This is a genomic window from Candidatus Harpocratesius sp., assembly GCF_054039255.1.
In genome coordinates this window covers 199,337-217,152 of the sequence record NZ_JBPLBG010000071.1, presented here as the reverse complement: position 1 = coordinate 217,152, position 17,816 = coordinate 199,337, and the positions used below count along the sequence as shown (strand labels likewise).

17 protein-coding genes are annotated in these 17,816 nt (G+C 31.8%); 10 read left to right on the top strand and 7 right to left on the bottom strand.

Translation table 11 applies throughout. The features are described from left to right. Positions 1–464 precede the first annotated feature (464 nt). The 5 genes from ACXLDF_RS16205 (at position 465) to ACXLDF_RS16185 (ending at position 6,591) form a co-directional block, all read left to right on the top strand. Positions 465–683: a histone gene (locus tag ACXLDF_RS16205; protein ID WP_457559593.1), complete on the top strand. Its 219-nt coding sequence runs from the start codon at positions 465–467 to the stop codon at positions 681–683. 261 nt (positions 684–944) lie between these two features. After that, on the top strand, positions 945–3,014 hold the full coding sequence (locus ACXLDF_RS16200) for a DNA-methyltransferase (protein WP_457559592.1): 2,070 nt from the start codon (positions 945–947) through the stop codon (positions 3,012–3,014). Positions 3,015–3,210: 196 nt separating this feature from the next. After that, positions 3,211–4,554, top strand: coding sequence for a class-III pyridoxal-phosphate-dependent aminotransferase (locus ACXLDF_RS16195; RefSeq protein WP_457559591.1), 1,344 nt, complete (start codon positions 3,211–3,213; stop codon positions 4,552–4,554). After that, complete coding sequence (locus tag ACXLDF_RS16190; protein ID WP_457559590.1) at positions 4,554–5,552, top strand: DUF6206 family protein; 999 nt, start codon at positions 4,554–4,556, stop codon at positions 5,550–5,552. Before ACXLDF_RS16195 ends, ACXLDF_RS16190 begins: the two co-directional genes overlap by 1 nt. Positions 5,553–5,613: 61 nt before the next feature. Further along, positions 5,614–6,591, top strand: coding sequence for a DMT family transporter (locus ACXLDF_RS16185; RefSeq protein WP_457559589.1), 978 nt, complete (start codon positions 5,614–5,616; stop codon positions 6,589–6,591). 66 nt (positions 6,592–6,657) lie between these two features. Here ACXLDF_RS16185 and ACXLDF_RS16180 read toward each other — a convergent pair whose 3' ends face one another. From ACXLDF_RS16180 to ACXLDF_RS16165, 4 genes are all read right to left on the bottom strand, one after another. Then, a complete protein-coding gene (locus ACXLDF_RS16180) occupies positions 6,658–7,011 on the bottom strand; it encodes a hypothetical protein (protein WP_457559588.1) in 354 nt (117 codons plus the stop codon). A 76-nt stretch (positions 7,012–7,087) separates the two neighbouring features. Further along, complete coding sequence (locus tag ACXLDF_RS16175) at positions 7,088–8,098, bottom strand: deoxyhypusine synthase family protein (protein ID WP_457559587.1); 1,011 nt, start codon at positions 8,096–8,098, stop codon at positions 7,088–7,090. Between the two features lie 72 nt (positions 8,099–8,170). Beyond that, positions 8,171–8,713: a pyruvoyl-dependent arginine decarboxylase gene (locus ACXLDF_RS16170; protein ID WP_457559586.1), complete on the bottom strand. Its 543-nt coding sequence runs from the start codon at positions 8,711–8,713 to the stop codon at positions 8,171–8,173. A 109-nt stretch (positions 8,714–8,822) separates the two neighbouring features. Next, positions 8,823–10,040, bottom strand: a complete 1,218-nt coding sequence (locus tag ACXLDF_RS16165; RefSeq protein ID WP_457559585.1) for a hypothetical protein — start codon at positions 10,038–10,040, stop codon at positions 8,823–8,825. Between the two features lie 306 nt (positions 10,041–10,346). Here ACXLDF_RS16165 and ACXLDF_RS16160 point away from each other — a divergent pair, with 306 nt between their 5' ends. Continuing rightward, positions 10,347–11,003: an HD domain-containing protein gene (locus tag ACXLDF_RS16160; RefSeq protein ID WP_457559584.1), complete on the top strand. Its 657-nt coding sequence runs from the start codon at positions 10,347–10,349 to the stop codon at positions 11,001–11,003. 33 nt (positions 11,004–11,036) lie between these two features. Here the strand turns inward: ACXLDF_RS16160 and ACXLDF_RS16155 are convergent, their stop codons facing one another. Further along, the gene (locus ACXLDF_RS16155; protein ID WP_457559583.1) at positions 11,037–11,759 is read right to left on the bottom strand and encodes a glycerophosphodiester phosphodiesterase; all 723 of its coding nucleotides are present in this window, start codon (positions 11,757–11,759) and stop codon (positions 11,037–11,039) included. Here ACXLDF_RS16155 and ACXLDF_RS16150 point away from each other — a divergent pair. Next, positions 11,735–12,334: a hypothetical protein gene (locus ACXLDF_RS16150; RefSeq protein ID WP_457559582.1), complete on the top strand. Its 600-nt coding sequence runs from the start codon at positions 11,735–11,737 to the stop codon at positions 12,332–12,334. The two genes, ACXLDF_RS16155 and ACXLDF_RS16150, sit on opposite strands and share 25 nt — an antisense overlap. A 152-nt stretch (positions 12,335–12,486) precedes the next feature. On the opposite strand, the gene ACXLDF_RS16145 is transcribed toward ACXLDF_RS16150, so the two are convergent. After that, positions 12,487–12,774 carry a histone gene (locus ACXLDF_RS16145; protein WP_457559581.1) on the bottom strand — a complete coding sequence of 96 codons (288 nt, stop codon included), beginning with the start codon at positions 12,772–12,774 and terminating at the stop codon, positions 12,487–12,489. Positions 12,775–13,036: 262 nt separating this feature from the next. Here ACXLDF_RS16145 and ACXLDF_RS16140 point away from each other — a divergent pair, with 262 nt between their 5' ends. Together ACXLDF_RS16140 and ACXLDF_RS16135 are read left to right on the top strand one after the other, a co-directional pair. Beyond that, positions 13,037–14,038 carry a diacylglycerol/lipid kinase family protein gene (locus ACXLDF_RS16140; protein WP_457559580.1) on the top strand — a complete coding sequence of 334 codons (1,002 nt, stop codon included), beginning with the start codon at positions 13,037–13,039 and terminating at the stop codon, positions 14,036–14,038. Further along, entirely contained in the window at positions 14,019–14,516 is a 498-nt protein-coding gene (locus tag ACXLDF_RS16135) for a YigZ family protein (protein WP_457559579.1), read from the top strand. The genes ACXLDF_RS16140 and ACXLDF_RS16135 overlap by 20 nt, the downstream gene beginning before the upstream one ends. Before the next feature lie 171 nt (positions 14,517–14,687). Here the strand turns inward: ACXLDF_RS16135 and ACXLDF_RS16130 are convergent, their stop codons facing one another. Further along, a complete protein-coding gene (locus tag ACXLDF_RS16130; protein WP_457559578.1) occupies positions 14,688–16,790 on the bottom strand; it encodes a beta-glucosidase in 2,103 nt (700 codons plus the stop codon). A gap of 194 nt (positions 16,791–16,984) precedes the next feature. On the opposite strand from ACXLDF_RS16130, the gene ACXLDF_RS16125 reads away from it, so the two are divergent. Then, positions 16,985–17,779, top strand: coding sequence for an undecaprenyl-diphosphate phosphatase (locus ACXLDF_RS16125; protein ID WP_457559577.1), 795 nt, complete (start codon positions 16,985–16,987; stop codon positions 17,777–17,779). Positions 17,780–17,816 lie beyond the last annotated feature (37 nt).

Below are 17,816 nucleotides of genomic sequence, written 5' to 3'. Positions count from 1 at the left end.
TACTTTCAAATGCTTTCAAAAAACACTATTTTTAGGAACCTTTTTTTCTGACCATAGTTATAATCCATTTATTTTCACTGATTTTATATAGTTCATCTTTATTTATTGCGTTTTTTTTAATATCTTGGATGTCCGGCTCGCCAGTCTATCGTGCATATTTTTTAAGAATATTGCTTTTTCATCAATATTCTTCCATTTCATTAAAAAATATGTTTATTTTGCTATTGAATTTTAAATTACTTATCGTAAATTAACCGGGTAATGTATGAAAATTTTGAATTCCTATCACTATTTTTTTTGTCGAACTGCTGAAATCCGTTCATCTTCTTCTCCAAAACACCCCAAAATTCCCAAACATTTAAATACTTATTCTGAAATATATTAATTAGATTGCCAATATATATTGGGGAAAGAATGCATGTTTTACCCCAAAAAACTGCAATCTGTAAAACGGAGAGATTATTATGGCTAAAAAAAAGAGATCATTCGCATGGTCACCAGTTCGAAAATTAATGAAGAAAAGTGGCGCCAACATCGTTGCTCGTGACGCTGTTGAAGCCTTAATCATAGATTTAGAAAAAACCGCTACAAAATTAACCAAGAAAGCTTTGGGTTTTGCCAGACACGCAAAACGCAAAAAGATTGCAAAAGAAGACATGGACCTTGCCATTAAATATTTGTAATTGTGGCGGATTACGTTTTTTTTTCTTCTTTTTTCATTTAGTGCTTGAAATTTTATTCTGATTCTATATAAAGGTTCTATAATTCAAATGAATAGTAATCTTTAATTAAAGACATCTCAACCTTTGTGCGAATAAGTTTACTAAAATCTTTTAAAATAATCATTAAGGATTATGATTAAAAAAAATCAATTATTTTTACTTTGACATAAAGAAAATTGAAACTATTATAATTATTATTAGTTCATTAGGTGATAAAGAATATTGGAAAAAATAACAAAACAATCTAAGGCAATTGATCGCTTCTCTAAAAAAGCAATAACACCAAATAAATCAGATAAAAGCCTTTTGGCTAAACATATTGTCTATTACGGTGATGTTTACGCTTCTCTCAAAAAAATTAAAGATAATTCGATTGATTGCGCAATCACCTCCCCTCCTTATTGGTCACAGCGTAATTATGGATTTGAAAATCAGATTGGAAATGAAAAAACCCTTGATGAGTATTTTGAAAAAATGCTCTCTATTTATAGCTTATTACGAAAGAAAATCAATAACAAAGGTATTTTTTTCCATAATATTGGTGATAAGTACATAAATAAATATGGAAATAAACCTCTTGGTATGATTCCATATAAATTAGCATATTTTATGATTCAAGAAGGATGGATTCTTGAAGATATTATTATCTGGTATAAACCGAATCATATGCCTTCAAGTGTAAAAAATAGATTTACAAACACTTATGAACCTGTATTTGTTTTTGCAAAAATGCCAGATAATTACTATCGTCTGAATAGGAAATTGAATAATTCCTCAAATATCTTAAAAATAAATCTTCAAACAATTTCTTATGCACATATGGCGACTTTTTCTGAAAAACTTGTTGAAAGTTTACTAAAATTAGGATTACCAAAAAATGCAACTATTTTAGATCCATTTGCAGGAGCCGGTACGACATGTAAAGCAGTACAAAATTTGAATGAAAGAAATAACTTCAAAATGAAAAGCATTATGATTGAAGCTAAATCAGATTATGTTAGCATAATAATGAAAAGATGTAATATTAAAAAAGAGAATATTATTTGTATTGATTTTATTCCGTATGAAAATAAAAAAATAATCGATAAAATCTCCATTTCTTCTAATAATATCGCTTATGATGATATTATTCCTGAATCTATCATCATAAAACACTTGAAAACGCAGGAGGAATTCAATGAATTTATTCCTAATTTATTTAATAATGATTATTCTGACAATTTGGATGATGACGGATTACTATTTATTATTTTACCTGATCATGATATTGAAAAAATATATAGTATTTCAAAGGCAAAAGGATGGATTATCCGCAATATGCTTGTTATCCCTACAAAAGATAAGAAGGATTGGGTTCCGATCTTTTTTTTAGTTAAAGACACAAAAATGGTTAGATATCAATTTCAAATTGATAATATTCGAATTAATCATCTTCATAAAATCGAAGAAAACTGGAAAAAGATTAATTTTCTAGGGTATAAGGTCATAAAATCGCGGGCTATTACGAAAAATCCTCAAAATGGGATTATAATAAAAGAAATTGGGAAGTATTCCAATGGATTGCCAAAATGGGTGGTTGTACGGTGGGAAGATTCTTCAATTAGTATAGAAGAAATAATTAATCCATCAAAAAAAGCGCCGGAAATTATATTTTCTTGTCCATTTTGTAATAAACAACTAATTAAGTATCATTTAAGTCGAAAAAAGATAATATGTAGTAAATGCAATAAACAATTATGGAGAAAAGGTGATATTTTTTCCATTCCAAAATTGAAATTGGAACAAAATAAAAAACCACCGATTATCATTTCAGAAAAAGAAATGAAAATTGTTGAAAAACAAACAAAACGGGATTATCATGGAAAGTTTAAAGATGTAGAAAGAATCAATATGGGTCAATCTCCAGGAGCGCGGGCTTCTGTTTCTGAACAATATTTCTCAATGCAACGATGTTATAAAGTTAAACAAAGTATGTTTTGTGATTATCTGAATATTCATCGTGAAAATATGGGATTATCGAAGAATGAATTAACTAATCTCTTTCCACCTGAATATAAGCATACAGTTGGTCATTGGTTAAGGAAAGATATGGGTGGTTCATTACCGAAAATTGAAGATTTGCTAACATTACAGAAAATTCTACATCTTGATGATGTTTATGTTCAATTTGTAAATCGGTTCGGTTTAAAACTCCAGACTGTAATGGCAAATTCAAATGGAAAGAACCCTGGCGATTATCTTGAAATGAATATACCAGATCTAAAAAAAATGTTTGAAAAATTAATTGATTGAAATATTCATTTGTGGTGAGAAATTTAATGAACTTTTGATGATGCAGAAATCAGAAAACTTGGGGAAAAAAGTGTAGATTAGTCTCGACAATACTGTAAATGATATTTTGAAACAGAAGATATTATAGCAATCAACGATCAACAGTGATAAGACAGAGAAAAATTTCTCTATTCAAATACAAAAGAGCATGGAAAAAATGTCGGAGAATAATATTAAAAATGAACAAAATGTCCTACCGACAACTGATGAACATCTATCTCAGAAAGAAATTATTCGCATGTATGCTAAGTATGTGAATAAACCTAAAGCTACATTTTTCAAAAGCCTAAGTTTAGGGGTTGTGCAAGCTCGTCGTGAAGGTTTGCATTTATATACTGTTTCAGGACACAGAAAGAAAGATCCTCCAATTGATTTGCTTAATTGTCGAACCAGTGGTGGTGTATTTAATTTTGGGCATCGTAATCCTGAATTGATTGCAGCATTGAAAGAAGGCTTGGAAAAAGGGCTGGATATTGGCGATCATCACATGATTAGTGAACAACGGGCATTATTGGCTCGTGATTTAGCACAAATTTTGCCTGGAAATATATCAAAAACCCAATTTTGCGTAGGTGGTGGGGAAGCTATTGATTTGGCAATTAAATTATCCCGTGCATTTACCAATCGGAAAAAAATTGTTTCAGCTATTCGTAGTTATCATGGGGTTACTGGATTAGCTATGGCGGCGGGAAATGAACGATTCCGCGGTCCATTTCATTTTGATTTTCCCGATTTTCATCGAGTACCGTTCGGAGATCTGGATAAAATGTTAGAAGCTATTGATGAATCTACAGCAGCGGTAATCTTGGAAACAATACCAGCAACAGGTGGTATTCTTATTCCTCCACCAGGATACTTGAGCGCAATAAGAAAACGATGTGATGAATGTGGTGCCATCTATATTGCTGATGAAGTTCAGGCAGGTCTTGGACGAACTGGTGAATTATGGGGGATCTATGGAGGCATTTATCCCGAAGAACGTGTTGAGCCTGATATAATGGTTTTAGCCAAAGGAATGAGTGCTGGCTTATATCCCATGGCAACATGTTCCTACCGTCCTGAAATTGAAGCTGTTTTTGAAGAAGATCCATTTATACATATTTCTACTACAGGTGGTTCTGAATTGGGTTGTTATGTAACCCGAAAAATGTTAAGGATGCTCACTGCCCCTGGTTTTTTGGAGAATGTAAAAGTTAGGGGTAATCAGTTGGAGGAAGGATTGCTGTCGATTAAAGAAAGTAGAAAAGATATTATAACAGAAATTAGAGGTCGGGGATTGATGTGGGGTTTAGAATTTATTTCTGAACGATTTGGTATCGGTTATACCCTTTATATGATTCAAAATGGTGTTTTTGCTGATTATTGCGGTAATAATGAGCAAACAATCAAATTGATGCCACCTTTAAATTCTACTGAAGAAGATATTTCTGAAATTCTACGGCGTTTAACTATTGCTGCTGAAAAGCTTCCAACCATAAATAAACAAGGAGGAGATAAGTAATGAGTATGAAAGGAAAAATGGGAGTATATCTAAGCAAAATTCAGAATGAATCAGGAGAATTTGAAATTCTTCAGCTTTTTGAACGATCTTTAGATACAGTTCATCCCGAGAAGGGCGAAATTCCTATAAAATTGCTGGGCTTCGGCGAAATTAGTATTGTATTTGAAATCCTTACTGAAGAATTAAAAGGGTTAGCATTTAAGCGTCTACCACTATTTGAAAGTGAAACACAAGTGCTACGACACATTAAAGCATATCAAGATTATTATTCACTTTTGACTGAGAAAGTGGGACTTATCATTCCTGAACAAAGAAGTATTTGGGTTTATATGAATGAAAAACATACAAAAATTTCACTTTATTGTATTCAGAAGAAAATACCTCCAGAAACTGTTATTAGCTCAAAATTGGCAACAATCACCTCTGACGAATTGCATCCAATTGTTGATTTAATTTTGGCTGAATTTAAAAAAGTATGGTATTATAATAGAGAAAACCAAGATCAGATTGAGATCGGTCTAGATGGACAAATTTCAAATTGGGCTTATATCGAATCAAATGAAGGTACTCATGTGGAGTATCTCGATACTTCTACACCACTATTTAGAAGAGCAGGGGAAGAAGCTATGGAAGTTGCGTTGTTTCTTAAGAGTGCTCCGAGTTTTCTTAGATGGATGTTAAAATCATTAGCCACTGAAGTAGTGGATCGTTATTACTGCTTGCGGGATGTACTCATTGATTTAATTGCCAATTTTTACAAAGAACAGCGACCTGATTTGATTCCTGCTTTGATTGCTCAAATCAATGAATTTATTTCACAAGATCTCTCTGAAATGGCAATCAAACCAATCTCTGAAGAAGAAGTCGCAAAATACTACAAACACGATAAATTCATCTGGAAGCTCTATTTAGGCCTAAGAAGATTCGATCGTTTCTTAAAAACAAAAATTCTTAGACAGAAATATGATTTTTATCTTCCTGAAAAAATTAAACGTTGATTACTTTAAAAGGAGTAATTAAATAATTAACTTTTTTTTTTATGTAGAGTTAACATAGCCAATGGCTGAAAATATTCCTCGAACTGTAGTTAATTCAAATACAGAATCAAGTGCGGGAAATTCTTCGCGCTTTCCTTCATATCTTGGGATAATCTTTCTTCTTATTACCACTATCCTTTGGGGATCTACATTTACTATTACAAATCAGATTACTCAGTATGTTTCACCAATGTTTTATATGGCCATTCGCTATTTAATTGGGTTTTTAGTTTTTTTACCCTTCTTTCACCATTTTCGACAAACTAATCTTGAGTTTTGGAAGATCACACTTAAAGCTAGCAGTTTATTATGGGCATCATTTGCTTTACAAACTATAGGAATTCAATTAACAACTGCAGCAAAATCTGCTTTCATTACAGGATTAAATGTGATAATGGTTCCTATTTTTGCAGCACTCATATATAGACAAAAAGTTCGAAAAATCATATGGATTAGCACGTTGTTAGCGTTGATTGGAATTTCTTTAATGTCGCTATCTGGTCTTAATAGATTTGAATTTGGAGATTTTTTAGTATTTCTGTGTGATATTTTTTATGCGTTGTATATTTTATACTTAGAAAAGAAATTACCTCATGTAGATTTAATTGCTTTTAGTGCTTTTCAACTGGCTTTTCTTTCCTGTTTTTCTTTTATCGCTTCTTTTATTTTTGAAAACTCATTTTCAAAGTTTACCCTTTCTTTGATTTCATTAGTACAACCTCCATTTGGGTGGTATATTTTATATATGGGCCTTATTGCTACTTCAGCTGCAACTTTATTTCAAATGAAAGGGCAAAAAATGGTTTCTGCCACTCAGGCTGCAATAGTCTTTGCTTTAGAACCCATTTTTGGGGCATTTTTTGCAGTGATTATTGGAAACGAGGAATTAACATGGCAAATTATTGTTGGAGGTACATTAATAATGGCTGGAATTTTTCTTACAATTGAAATATTGCCTAAAAATCGCCAAAATCTAATTATATTATCCGAAAAGAGTTAAAAAAATAAAAAAAAACAAAAATAAAAACAAAGAAGCAAATTTTTAAAAATTTAAAATAAACAAAATCTAAAAATCTAATTCAACTTGTTTTATATCCACCGATCTTGATTTTCCTTTCCCTTTTTCCTTTGCCATTGCTTTCTTTTTCTGGTGGAGTAATTTTATTTTTTCTAATCGCATTTTTTCTTCGTAAGTAATGACTTTTTCAGGAACAATTGTGGGATCATCGTCAAAATATCCCAAATCTTTATTAAATTCAGGTATAAATCCTTCTGAATCGTATAAATTTTCAAATCCCATATGTCCTTCAGGACTGTGAAATGTTGTTTTATTTTTTCGTTTTGGGTGATATTTTGGATTGTTCCTTTGCTTTTTCCCGTTTTTACGCGACTTGCTGGTAGAAAGATTCTTTCGTGCCACTCTCAAATTCTCTCCTCAAGTGCTTATCGTAATAATAGAATTCGTTCTATAAAATTTTATTTTTTTAGAAAGTTAATCAACCTTTTTTTTTTATGCGTTGAAATAGTGCTGTCATTACTAATGGGAAACCTATGGTACTATCGACCCAAATACTCTGGTGAGCTGCATTAACTGCATATTTTCCCCATGAAATGCTTTCAGAAATGGTACAACCTGATAATCCTCCATCATACTGTGTGGCTGTATGAAATCTTACACTAAAATTGTATCCGTCATAGACTCGATCTTCTTCTGTTAATCGCATCTGATCTAAGAATGGAAATATCTGTTGAGCCCAATTACGCGGAACTCCTCCTCCTAAAATAATTGAACCTGATTTTTCATGCTTTTTAATATTTTCAGCAAAGATTGGAATATCTCCTAATTCATCTATAATGATCTGATAGTCTTTTCGTTTTCGATATTTCACCAGATTTAATCCTAATTCTGAATCAGAAAGTGCTCCACAATAAATTGGTACATTATGTTGCGCAGCTATTGAAATAAAACTTCTTCCTGGTAATTTTTCTCCAAGAAATTTTAAGAACGCTGAAGGTGTTAGAATGATCTTTTCTCCTGGATTAAAATGAGATTTGATTATTTCTAATAATCCATCTTCAGCTAATGCATATCCACTTTCAGGTAAAAACGTATCATAAATTCGATTAATTCTATGTGTATATAGTTCATGATCATTAACGAATTCTGATCCAATGAAGTGACCTTGGTGCATTGGTTCTGGATCAAAAACATTAACTATTGAATGAATTAAATTTGCTCCAGTGGTTACAATGGCATTAAATACGCCCAATTCAATACCTTGATTTATTATTTCCTCCATTCCTGCAGGAATCATTGCACCAGCTAAAGTAAGAACTTTGAGACAGTTTTGTGTTTTCGTCATTTTAGTAAGTACTTCTAATGCATTACCTAAGTTTCGTCCTTGGAAAGAACAAGTCTGAAGATTAACCAGTGCATCTTCGACTGATTTGACTGAATTGGGATTATATGGGTGTATTTTTTTATGTAAAAAATGATCTTTTTGCATATTTTTCACCTGAAAATAAAATTATTATGAATATAAAAAAGAATAAGAAAATCTATATTTGAGTTTTTAAAATTAGAGAATGAAAACTGCTGCTGATAATACTGTGGTAAATTCACCATCTTTTTCGACAACAGCTGTAGCTGTATGGGACATCGTTTTAACAATTTTATCACTCATAAGAAAAATTTCACGACGTTTATCATATGCTTCATCTGGATCAAATGGAATTCCCAAAGTCGAAGCCAGCATACTTGCAGCTAAATCTTCAGCAAAATCACTGGCGGTTTCTTCATCTTGCCCAAAAGAATGATGTTCACTTAAATAACCATAATGATTCTCATCTTTTGGTTGAGCTACACCAATAGAAGCTGAGATTAGGCGGTTTTTTTCATTTGAACTGTGTTTTGCGAGAACTAGGTAAACAATTTGACCTGGTTTTAACATGCTTAATCCTTGTTCTCGGGGTATCTCTTGACAATTTGGGGGCAAAATTGATGATACTTGTACTAAGTTTAATGTTGAGATCCCCGCATCTCGTAATGCTGCTTCAAAGGATTGGAGTGATTTTTTTGCACGGCCTACTCCTTTCGTGAAGAACACATATTTAGGAATCATTGAGTTGTTCAAGGCATTTTGAATTTTAATTTTTCTGTTTTCTATCACAAAAAATTAGCAAAAGAAAAAATTCTATATTTGTTTTGAAGATTGATAAAAAAGTAAAAAATTAAATTTTGAGCACAAATTTTGGTTTTAATTTTAATTCTATCTTTCCCAATTGCAAATCTTCAATTTTATTGACAACTTTTTTACCACGATATGAAAATTGGGTTTCAGCTACATCGCTGAATATGGTAATTGCTTCTTCATTTTCTTGCTCGCATATAAAATATCGCATACCATCAATTTCGAGGACATCGGTAACCCTATTAATATGAGAGAGAAGATAGCCACCACCGTGAGGAACAACATTAAAATTAGCCAGATGATGATAAACGTTATTTTTTTTCGCTCGTTCTTCAAATCCTAAATTCACAATCTGTTCTGAGTTTAGATTTGGTAATGCACTAACAATATACATTGGTAGATCGGATCGTAACGCCACTGGAAATAATTTCTTTGGATCTTCTGTTATATGTTGAGATCCTAATAGTAATTCTCCATAAGAAATTAATCCTTGATGCATGGGGTTAGATATTACTTCTATTTTTCCAAAAAGCATTTCTGCGGCTTTTTTACGCTTTTCTGCGGCATACCAATGGGCATATTTGAAAAATTCCATAAAATCCTTTGCATCTGTTCCATCAAGATAGAGAATTGGTCCAAAGGGTGTTTCTATTTTTTTACATATATTTCTTAAATCGGGAGATTTATCATAATATAAACCAGGTCCTTTTTCTGTTTTTTGCCGTAATTCTGGCACTGAACCATGGATAACGAACATATAATTTGGATATTTTGTAGATTCTGAATAGTTTTTCTCAATTTCAAAAATATCAATAAAGTGGTTTCCTTTTTTAAAATCCCATTGAATTTGGATATTATCTATAAATACTTCTTTTTGAATAATTTTGTTAATATTTTGGATGATTTCACTTGGTTCTGGTAAAGTTTCCAAACCACCCACTAACATTCCACAAGCATTTGGTTTTGTATCAATAAAGATTAAAGGATCTTTGTTATCTCCCCAAGTTAATTTACCACCATAACCATATCCATTTTGCCATCTAATCTTATTTCGAGAAATTGTTTCATCGGGTGTCGATATAAATGTGGCATTTGGTTCTTTTCCGAGTTGTTCCTGCGCATAATGAATTTTTGCGAGGCCATACTTAAAATTCCAGCGACATAATGAAGATGCACCATCTTCAACTCCTAATGAAAAGTAGAAGGATTTTGCACGGTGAAGTAAATCTACCTTTGACAAGCTCGAAATTGGTTGCATTGAACAACTAGAAGGAGATTCATGTTAATAAACATTTCGCTAAAAAAGTGAACCAAATTTGGTATCTCAAAGAACTTTGTATTTTTATCAACTAAAAGAATGAATTGATAACTTTTGTAAGTAGAAATATGAAATTCATATCGATCATCCTTTATTCAATATTAATCAAGATTTATCAATATTTTTCAAAACGTTAGAGAAATTTGCGCAATGATGAAAAATCTCGCAAATAAATATTATATAATATAGCAAAGATCATTAAGGTTGACTCTTCTATATAGTATTAATAATTAGAAGGTAATTAAAATGGTTTTTACTCGACAATTAACAAAAGAAGAAACAGCAATTCTTCTTAAATTGCAGAATTTTGTGCGTTCTGCACATGCTGAATCAAATTCACATGATTATGCTCATGTATTAAGTGTGTGTAAATATGCAATTCAAATTGGGAAAGAAATTAAAGAGCCTGTTGATCCCTTCATTTTAAGTGCAGGGGCATTATTACATGATATTGGAAAGACAAATAATGTATTTTCCCACATTCATGGACTTTTTGGAGGTGCACTAGCAGAAGAATTTTTAGATGGGTTAAAAATTGATTCTGAACTTCGGGATGCAATCTGCCGTGTTGTGATTCGACATACTCCAACATCAATGATTCCACCTGAAACACCAGAGGAAAAAGCAGTATATGATGCAGATACTTTAGATCGTCTTGGATTGATGGGATTATTACGTGGTTTCATTGGAAAAAATGGTGCGATGGATAAAATTATGTATACTTATATGGAAAAACGAAAACACGATTTTAAAAAGCTCCATTATAAAGTGAGTAAAGATATTGGGCTGGAAGGTGAGCAAATGATGCTTGCATTTATCCAGATAATTGAAGATCGACTGAAAACTAGGATGGATTCAATTCATGACTTGTTTTCGAAAGAAGGTTTGTTGAATTCACATTAATGATGCCACTTTTTAATATTTTCATATTTTCATTTAAGATTTTGATCTTTCCTGGTCTTCCAAAGATCTAATAGGCATAACTGTTTTTGGATCATCAAATAAGATACCATCGATTTTCCATTTCATAAGTTGCTTCATTACTTCGATTGGATTGGAATAATCAATAAAATTCCATGAAAGTGCTTGAATTTGCAGAGAATGGCATTTATTAATAAATTTCTCTGAATCAATAAGTTGGGATTTTAAAGAAATCATCTTGAAAGGTAAAGGTAGGTGTTTTTGTGAATTAATATTATATAATTGATCAAGAGGAAATTCTTTACATTTGGTGATATTTAGGCATATTGGCACATCTGGACAAATTAAATGTGCATCTTGTAATTCTGGTAAAGAACGACCGCTGAATACTATTTTAGATGATAATTTTTTTTCTTTAATCATTTTAGCTGTTTGTATACCTGTTCCCTTTCTCTTCAATTCTATCATTAAATTAGGAAAAAGAACTGATTTATGCTCAAATTTATCAAATAATGTTGATAAACGTGGAATTGGCCATTTTCCATCCTTCGATCTAATTTTATCTAATTCTTGGCTGTTCCATTGTGATAATTCTCCGCTTGCATTCATAGTACGATCTAATCGTGCATCATGGAGAATATATAGCACTTTATCTTGTGAAAGTTGAACATCAAGTTCAATAAAATCCATCAATAATTGTGTTGCTTTATTAAATGCTTGAAAAGTATTTTCAACCACCCCAACCCGAAATCCCCGATGAGCAATGTAAATCATTTTCCTTATCTAGATATTTTTTTGGGAATTTAACTTTTGCAATAAGAAAAAAAGTCACTTTTTCATCTATTGACAGGAAAGAAGATACATTTGTATCAATTTTACAATTCTATGTTGGAGAAAAGGATATTGGAAAAATGCTATTTACAGTTGATCAAAGTAGTTATTTTTGCATCTTTTTGCTCGGATCATCTGATTCATCATTATCAGAGTGGGAACAAGGGGTAAAAAACACATATTTTCAAATTTTAGATGAACAATCTATCCAATTTACATTCTTAGAATTAAGTCTTCAAATTGAATCTTCGGAATTATGCGTATTTATTTTAGCATTCACAATTTCTGATTCATCAGAATCAGTAAAAAGCAATATGTCCGCTTATTTGGATACCTATCATTCTGCAATTCAAGAATCTCAAAAAATAAGTGATACTTTTTTCGATGAATATTGCCAGACCTCTTCAAATAACGATTCTGATAACTATATTGATGATGATTCCACTAATGATAAAAAATTTAGCTTTAATGGGTGCGAATAAGTTTTCTAGTCTTACAATTATATATATTTTAACTTTTTTTGTGATAAAATGGGAAATGAAAGAGAAAATGCCAGCAAAATAGAAATTGAAATGAAAAATACATGAAATAACAAGAAAAAAAACTAATACGCATAAAATATATAAAATTGTATTTATTGGGCCGCCAAAATATCTGCAGCTGTTATTCGTTTTCGCTTTTCAGCTTTAACAATTTTCAAAGCATCTTTAGTTACTTTTGTTCCAACTTTTTCTAGTTGCTTAATCAACATGGTTACTGCATCTTCTGCAACTAATTCTGCCCCTTCTGCTTTCATTAATCGCCTAATAGGTGCTTTTGCGATATGTCCTCCACTCTTGGGTGGGTGTTTCTTCTTAGAAGCCGCTTTTTTGGGTGCAGCTTTCTTTTTTGGTTTTGCTTTATTTACTTTTTTCTTAGCCATAATATATCACTTTTGGTTGATCTATGATAAAAAAAATTCTCCGCAAAAAGGAGTTAACTTCATATACTCCTTATTTTGATTAACTCATTTTGCACTTTTAAATGTTGTCGCCTTTGGGTGAAATTCCTTCCATCCTTTTCTATCTCCTTAGAATTTTTCCCGACAAATAACGACTATGATTTTTAAATTAATTATCCAAATGAGTCCGTGCATCATAAGATGTGAATTCATTTATACTTCAAGGACCAAGTATAATTTGTATATGAAAGATTATGCAATTATTAATAATCCCATTGCAGCTGCAGGAAAGACCAAAAAACAATTTGATCTTGCAGTAAAAACTCTTGAAGATTTGAATGTTTCCTTTGATTTATTCAAAACTGAACATTTTGGCCATGCTATTGAATTAGGTGAGACTTTAGCTAAAGATGGATATCGTGTTATTGCAGCTGGTGGAGATGGAACATGTAATGAAGTATTAAATGGTGTAATTGCATCAAAAACTAATGCTTTATTGGGGTTTATTCCAATTGGAACTGGGAATGATATTCCTGGTGCTGTAGGATATGCACCAAAACAAGTAAAGCGCGCTTGTGAAATAATTGCATCAGGTGAAAGTGGACCTATCGATATTGGCTTATCTCTAAATTCAACTGGTGAAAAACGGTACTTTTTAGGAATTGGAAGCCAAGGATTTGATGCTGAAGTAACTAAACGAACCAATGAAGGTTCAAAAATGCTACCTGGAACATGGAATTACATTGCTTCAGTTGTAAGAACTGTTTTTGGTTTTAAAAAACAACAAATACGCCTTACTTTAGATAACGAAACCTATGAAGGTGTATGCAATTTGGTAGCAGTAGGCAATGGACCAACATATGGAGGCTTTATGTATATGTGTCCAAAGGCTGATGTTCATGATGGATTATTTCACATTTCTATGGTAAATATGGGTAGATTTGAGTTACTTTATAAATTTAACACAATGTATTCTAAAACTTTACATCCAGATCCACATATAAAAGAATTTATCAGTCGTACAGTTAAGATCGAAATGGTTTCTCAAGATGATCCTTCCTACATTGCCCAAGTCGATGGTGAAATCATAGGGAATCTTCCTATTCAATACGAGTGTATAAAGGATGGTTATATTTTCATTAAACCGCGAGAGAATGAAGCTGAAATGTGGTTTAAAGAACGTTATGGAAAAAAATTCTTTAAATATGTAGAACAACTAAAGAAAAGTGGAATTGATTATTATTAAAAAACGAAAAGATTCGCAAAAGTTTAGAAAACAAAAGAAAATCGGTAAAAAGTCCCGAGATTCGACCAATTATCAGATGCTCCAGCAATCTGGCGAAAGTTTTCCAATTTATATTAAGAAATCCAAATTCATTGCCGTTGCTACTAGTGTTTTTTCTGAACGTGAAGTTCCTTTTTTTTTAGAAAGAATGAAAAAAAAGCATCGGAAAGCCAATCATTATTGTTATGCATATCGTATTTTTGAATCTGGGGGGATAATTCAAAATTCGTCTGATGATGGAGAACCTACAGGTACAGCTGGAGATCCAATTTTATTTGTGCTAGAAAAAAGGAGATTAGTTAATATACTTGTGCTTGTAATTAGGTATTTCGGTGGAATAAAATTAGGAAAAGGTGGATTAGTAAGAGCCTATGGAAATGCAACTATTCACATTATCGACCAACTTGGAATTCAACCTGCGAACAGTGAAAAAAAGTAATAATATAGTATATTCTATGAACGATTGTTAGGGATTTTCGAGGATTTTATTTAGTAAAACTTATTCGCACAAAGAAAATAGTGTCAATTCGAATTTTCCTTCATTTCAATTAATTTTTTGGTAATTTTACATACCAAATAAAAAAAGAAATAAAATAAGAAAATGTAAGTTTTATGCTTCTAAATAACGGATTGGAATTGAAAAAGGAAGATTTCGAGATGATGTTCCAATCCATAATGTGTATTCGCCTGGTTCTTCAATAAATGCGTGTTTTTCTTCAGAATAATATCTAAATGAATCTGATTCTACTTCAATTTCAAATTTCTTTTGTTCTTCTGGATTCAACCAAATTTTCGTAAATCCTTGTAATTCTTTTTGTGCTCTTTCGACATTTGAGTGAATTGGTTCGACGTATACTTGAATTACTTCCGCTCCTGAATATTTTCCTGTATTCTCAATTGTTCCTTTAATAAGCACTGGCTTTTCTTTTGTACATATTTCATTATTGCATGCTATATCTCGAATTGAAAAAGTGGTATATGATAAGCCATAACCGAAGGGAAATAGTGGATCAATACTATATTTATCAAAATAACGATAACCGATGTAGATACCTTCATTATAATATATTTTCTTCGCCTTTAAATCTCCAGGGAATGTGTTTTGAGATTGATGTGCAGGATGATCCTTTAGGTATTTTGGGTAAGTTACTGGAAGCTTTCCTGAAGGGGATAATTCACCAAAAATAATCCGAGCCAGTGCTTTACCTCCCATCATACCAGGATAAAATGCATTAAGTATAGTTGGTAGATCATCATACCAGCGAAATATATCCACAGGACTCCCTGCAATCAAAATAACAACAGTATTAGGATTTTTTGCAACTGTATCATAAATAAGATTTTCTTGTTTTTCAGAAAGAGCAAAATTTTTCCTATCTGAACCTTCTGTATCACCATCAACACCAAAAATTATATTTCTGAACATATTTCCGCCATGATCTAAACCCAGAACCAATAACACTGCATCAGCTTCATCAATATTATCAAATTTATCTATGATTTTGATCTCTTCACTTTTTTTTGCTTTTTCATTATAATTATTGATATATTTAATGATTCCTTCTTTGGGAGTGATAAAAAAGGGGGGAACTGCGGCTGAACTTCCCCCTTGGAAGGGTTTTCCAAATTTCTTATTCGCATTTGGCCCAATAATTGCGATTTTTTTCATATCCGATAATGAAAACGGTAGAAGATTATTTTCATTCTTTAATAACACCATACTTTCTTCAGCAATTCGTTGAGCAACATTTTGATGTGAAGGATCATCAATAACTTTCGGAATTCTATCCATTAAGATATTTTTATCATTCAATAAACCTACTCGGAAAAACGTTTGAAGCATCGGTCTAAGAGCAAAATCAATGTCTGATTGGGAGATTTCATTCTCTCGTAGTGCTTTTAATATTTTTTTCGGTGTTAATGTTTTACTCCAACTTGGCATTTCTAAATTTAATCCTGCTTTAATGCAACTTGCAGCCCCCTTAGTCCAATTTGCAGCTCCCCAATCAGAAACCACGTGTCCAGTAAATCCTAATTGTTCTCGTAATACAGTTTGAAGAAGAAATTGATTTTCTGCAGCATAGACTCCATTTATTTTATTATATGAAGCCATTATTCCCCATGGATCAGATTTTTTTATAACTCTCCTAAAATTACGTATATAGATTTCAAATAATGTACGTTCATCGATTTCAACACTGATTTTCATACGCTTAGTTTCTGAATTATTAGCAACATAATGCTTCACACAAGCAGCAATTCTTTCTGATTGAATACCTTTAACTAATTCTGCTCCAATTTCAGAAGAAAGAAAAGGATCTTCACTTAGATATTCGAAATTTCGCCCACATAAAGGACTCCTAATTAGATTAATTCCTGGTGCAAGTAATTGATGACGCCCTGAAAGCTTAACTTCTTCACCCATAGCTTTACCCATTTGAAATGCCAAATCACGGTTCCATGTCGCAGCTAATCCAATTGTTGCAGGAAACCGAGTACGAATTCCTTTCCTACTTGAATGATAGGCCACTCCTAAAGGTCCATCTGTCATTCCAAAAGAAGGTAAGCCTATTCGATCAATAGAATTAGTAGTCCAAAAGTCTTTTCCTCTAAGTAGTTGAATTTTTTCATTAAGAGTTAATTTGCTTAATAGAATTTCGATCTGTTCGTTTATTAGTGGGTTATAATCAAAATTATCATGATCATTCTTCATAATATTCAACTGAGGATCATTAACTCACAACTTGGTAAATATCTTCTTTTTCTTCTCTCCTTTTTCAAGTGTTGAAAAAATGGAATCGTATCTATATTGTCACTTATCTACATTGAATTTTCTAACATAATTTGCAAAATGGTAGAACAACAGTATTTTAAAGGAATCGCACTTTGCAGATAACTGAGAAAATTATGAATTTTTGGCAAGAAGTTATTTTAGCATTCATTCAAGGTATTTTAGAATGGTTACCGGTAAGTAGTGAAGGATTTCTACTTTTATTTTCTGTTAATCTTTTTCATGAATCAGAAGCATCAGCATTTCGTTTAGCACTATATTTTCATTTAGGGACTGCATTTGCTGTTTTCGTAAAATATTGGCGCGATTACTGGGAATCAATAACAAAAAACCGAGATGTATTAAGATTTTTAATTCTTGCCACTATATCAACTGGAATTTTTGGAATCCCCTTGTATCTTTTATTAAATGATTTCTTAAGTAGTAATGCAATGACAGGAATGATTCTAACATTTTTAATTGGAGTCACCTTGTTAATTACTGGAACACTTTTAAAAACAGGAAAGATTAAAGCAACAGATAAAATTTCCTTTTCTGAACGAAGTATTAAAGATGAAATTTTTCTAGGTGTTTGTCAAGGTTTTGCTATCCTTCCTGGTATCAGTCGTTCAGGAACAACTGTTACATATCTCCTTCTTCGAGGATATAAGAAGGAAGATGCTTTTTATATGAGCTTTATCATAAGTTTACCAGCTGTAATTGGAGCAGTATTATTTGATCTGTTTTTTACACAAGAATATTCATTTGCACTAAATGGAGAATTTTTAATCTTGATTCTTATTACAGCTTTAGTAGGTTATTTGAGTATGGGTTTTCTTTTGCGAATGGCGCGAAAACTGTCATTTGATTTAATTTGCTTTATTTTAGGAGGAATAACTATCCTTTTAGTAATTTTATTATCGATTTTTTAAATATTGCCTTTATATTTGATCTCTTTTCTTTTAATTC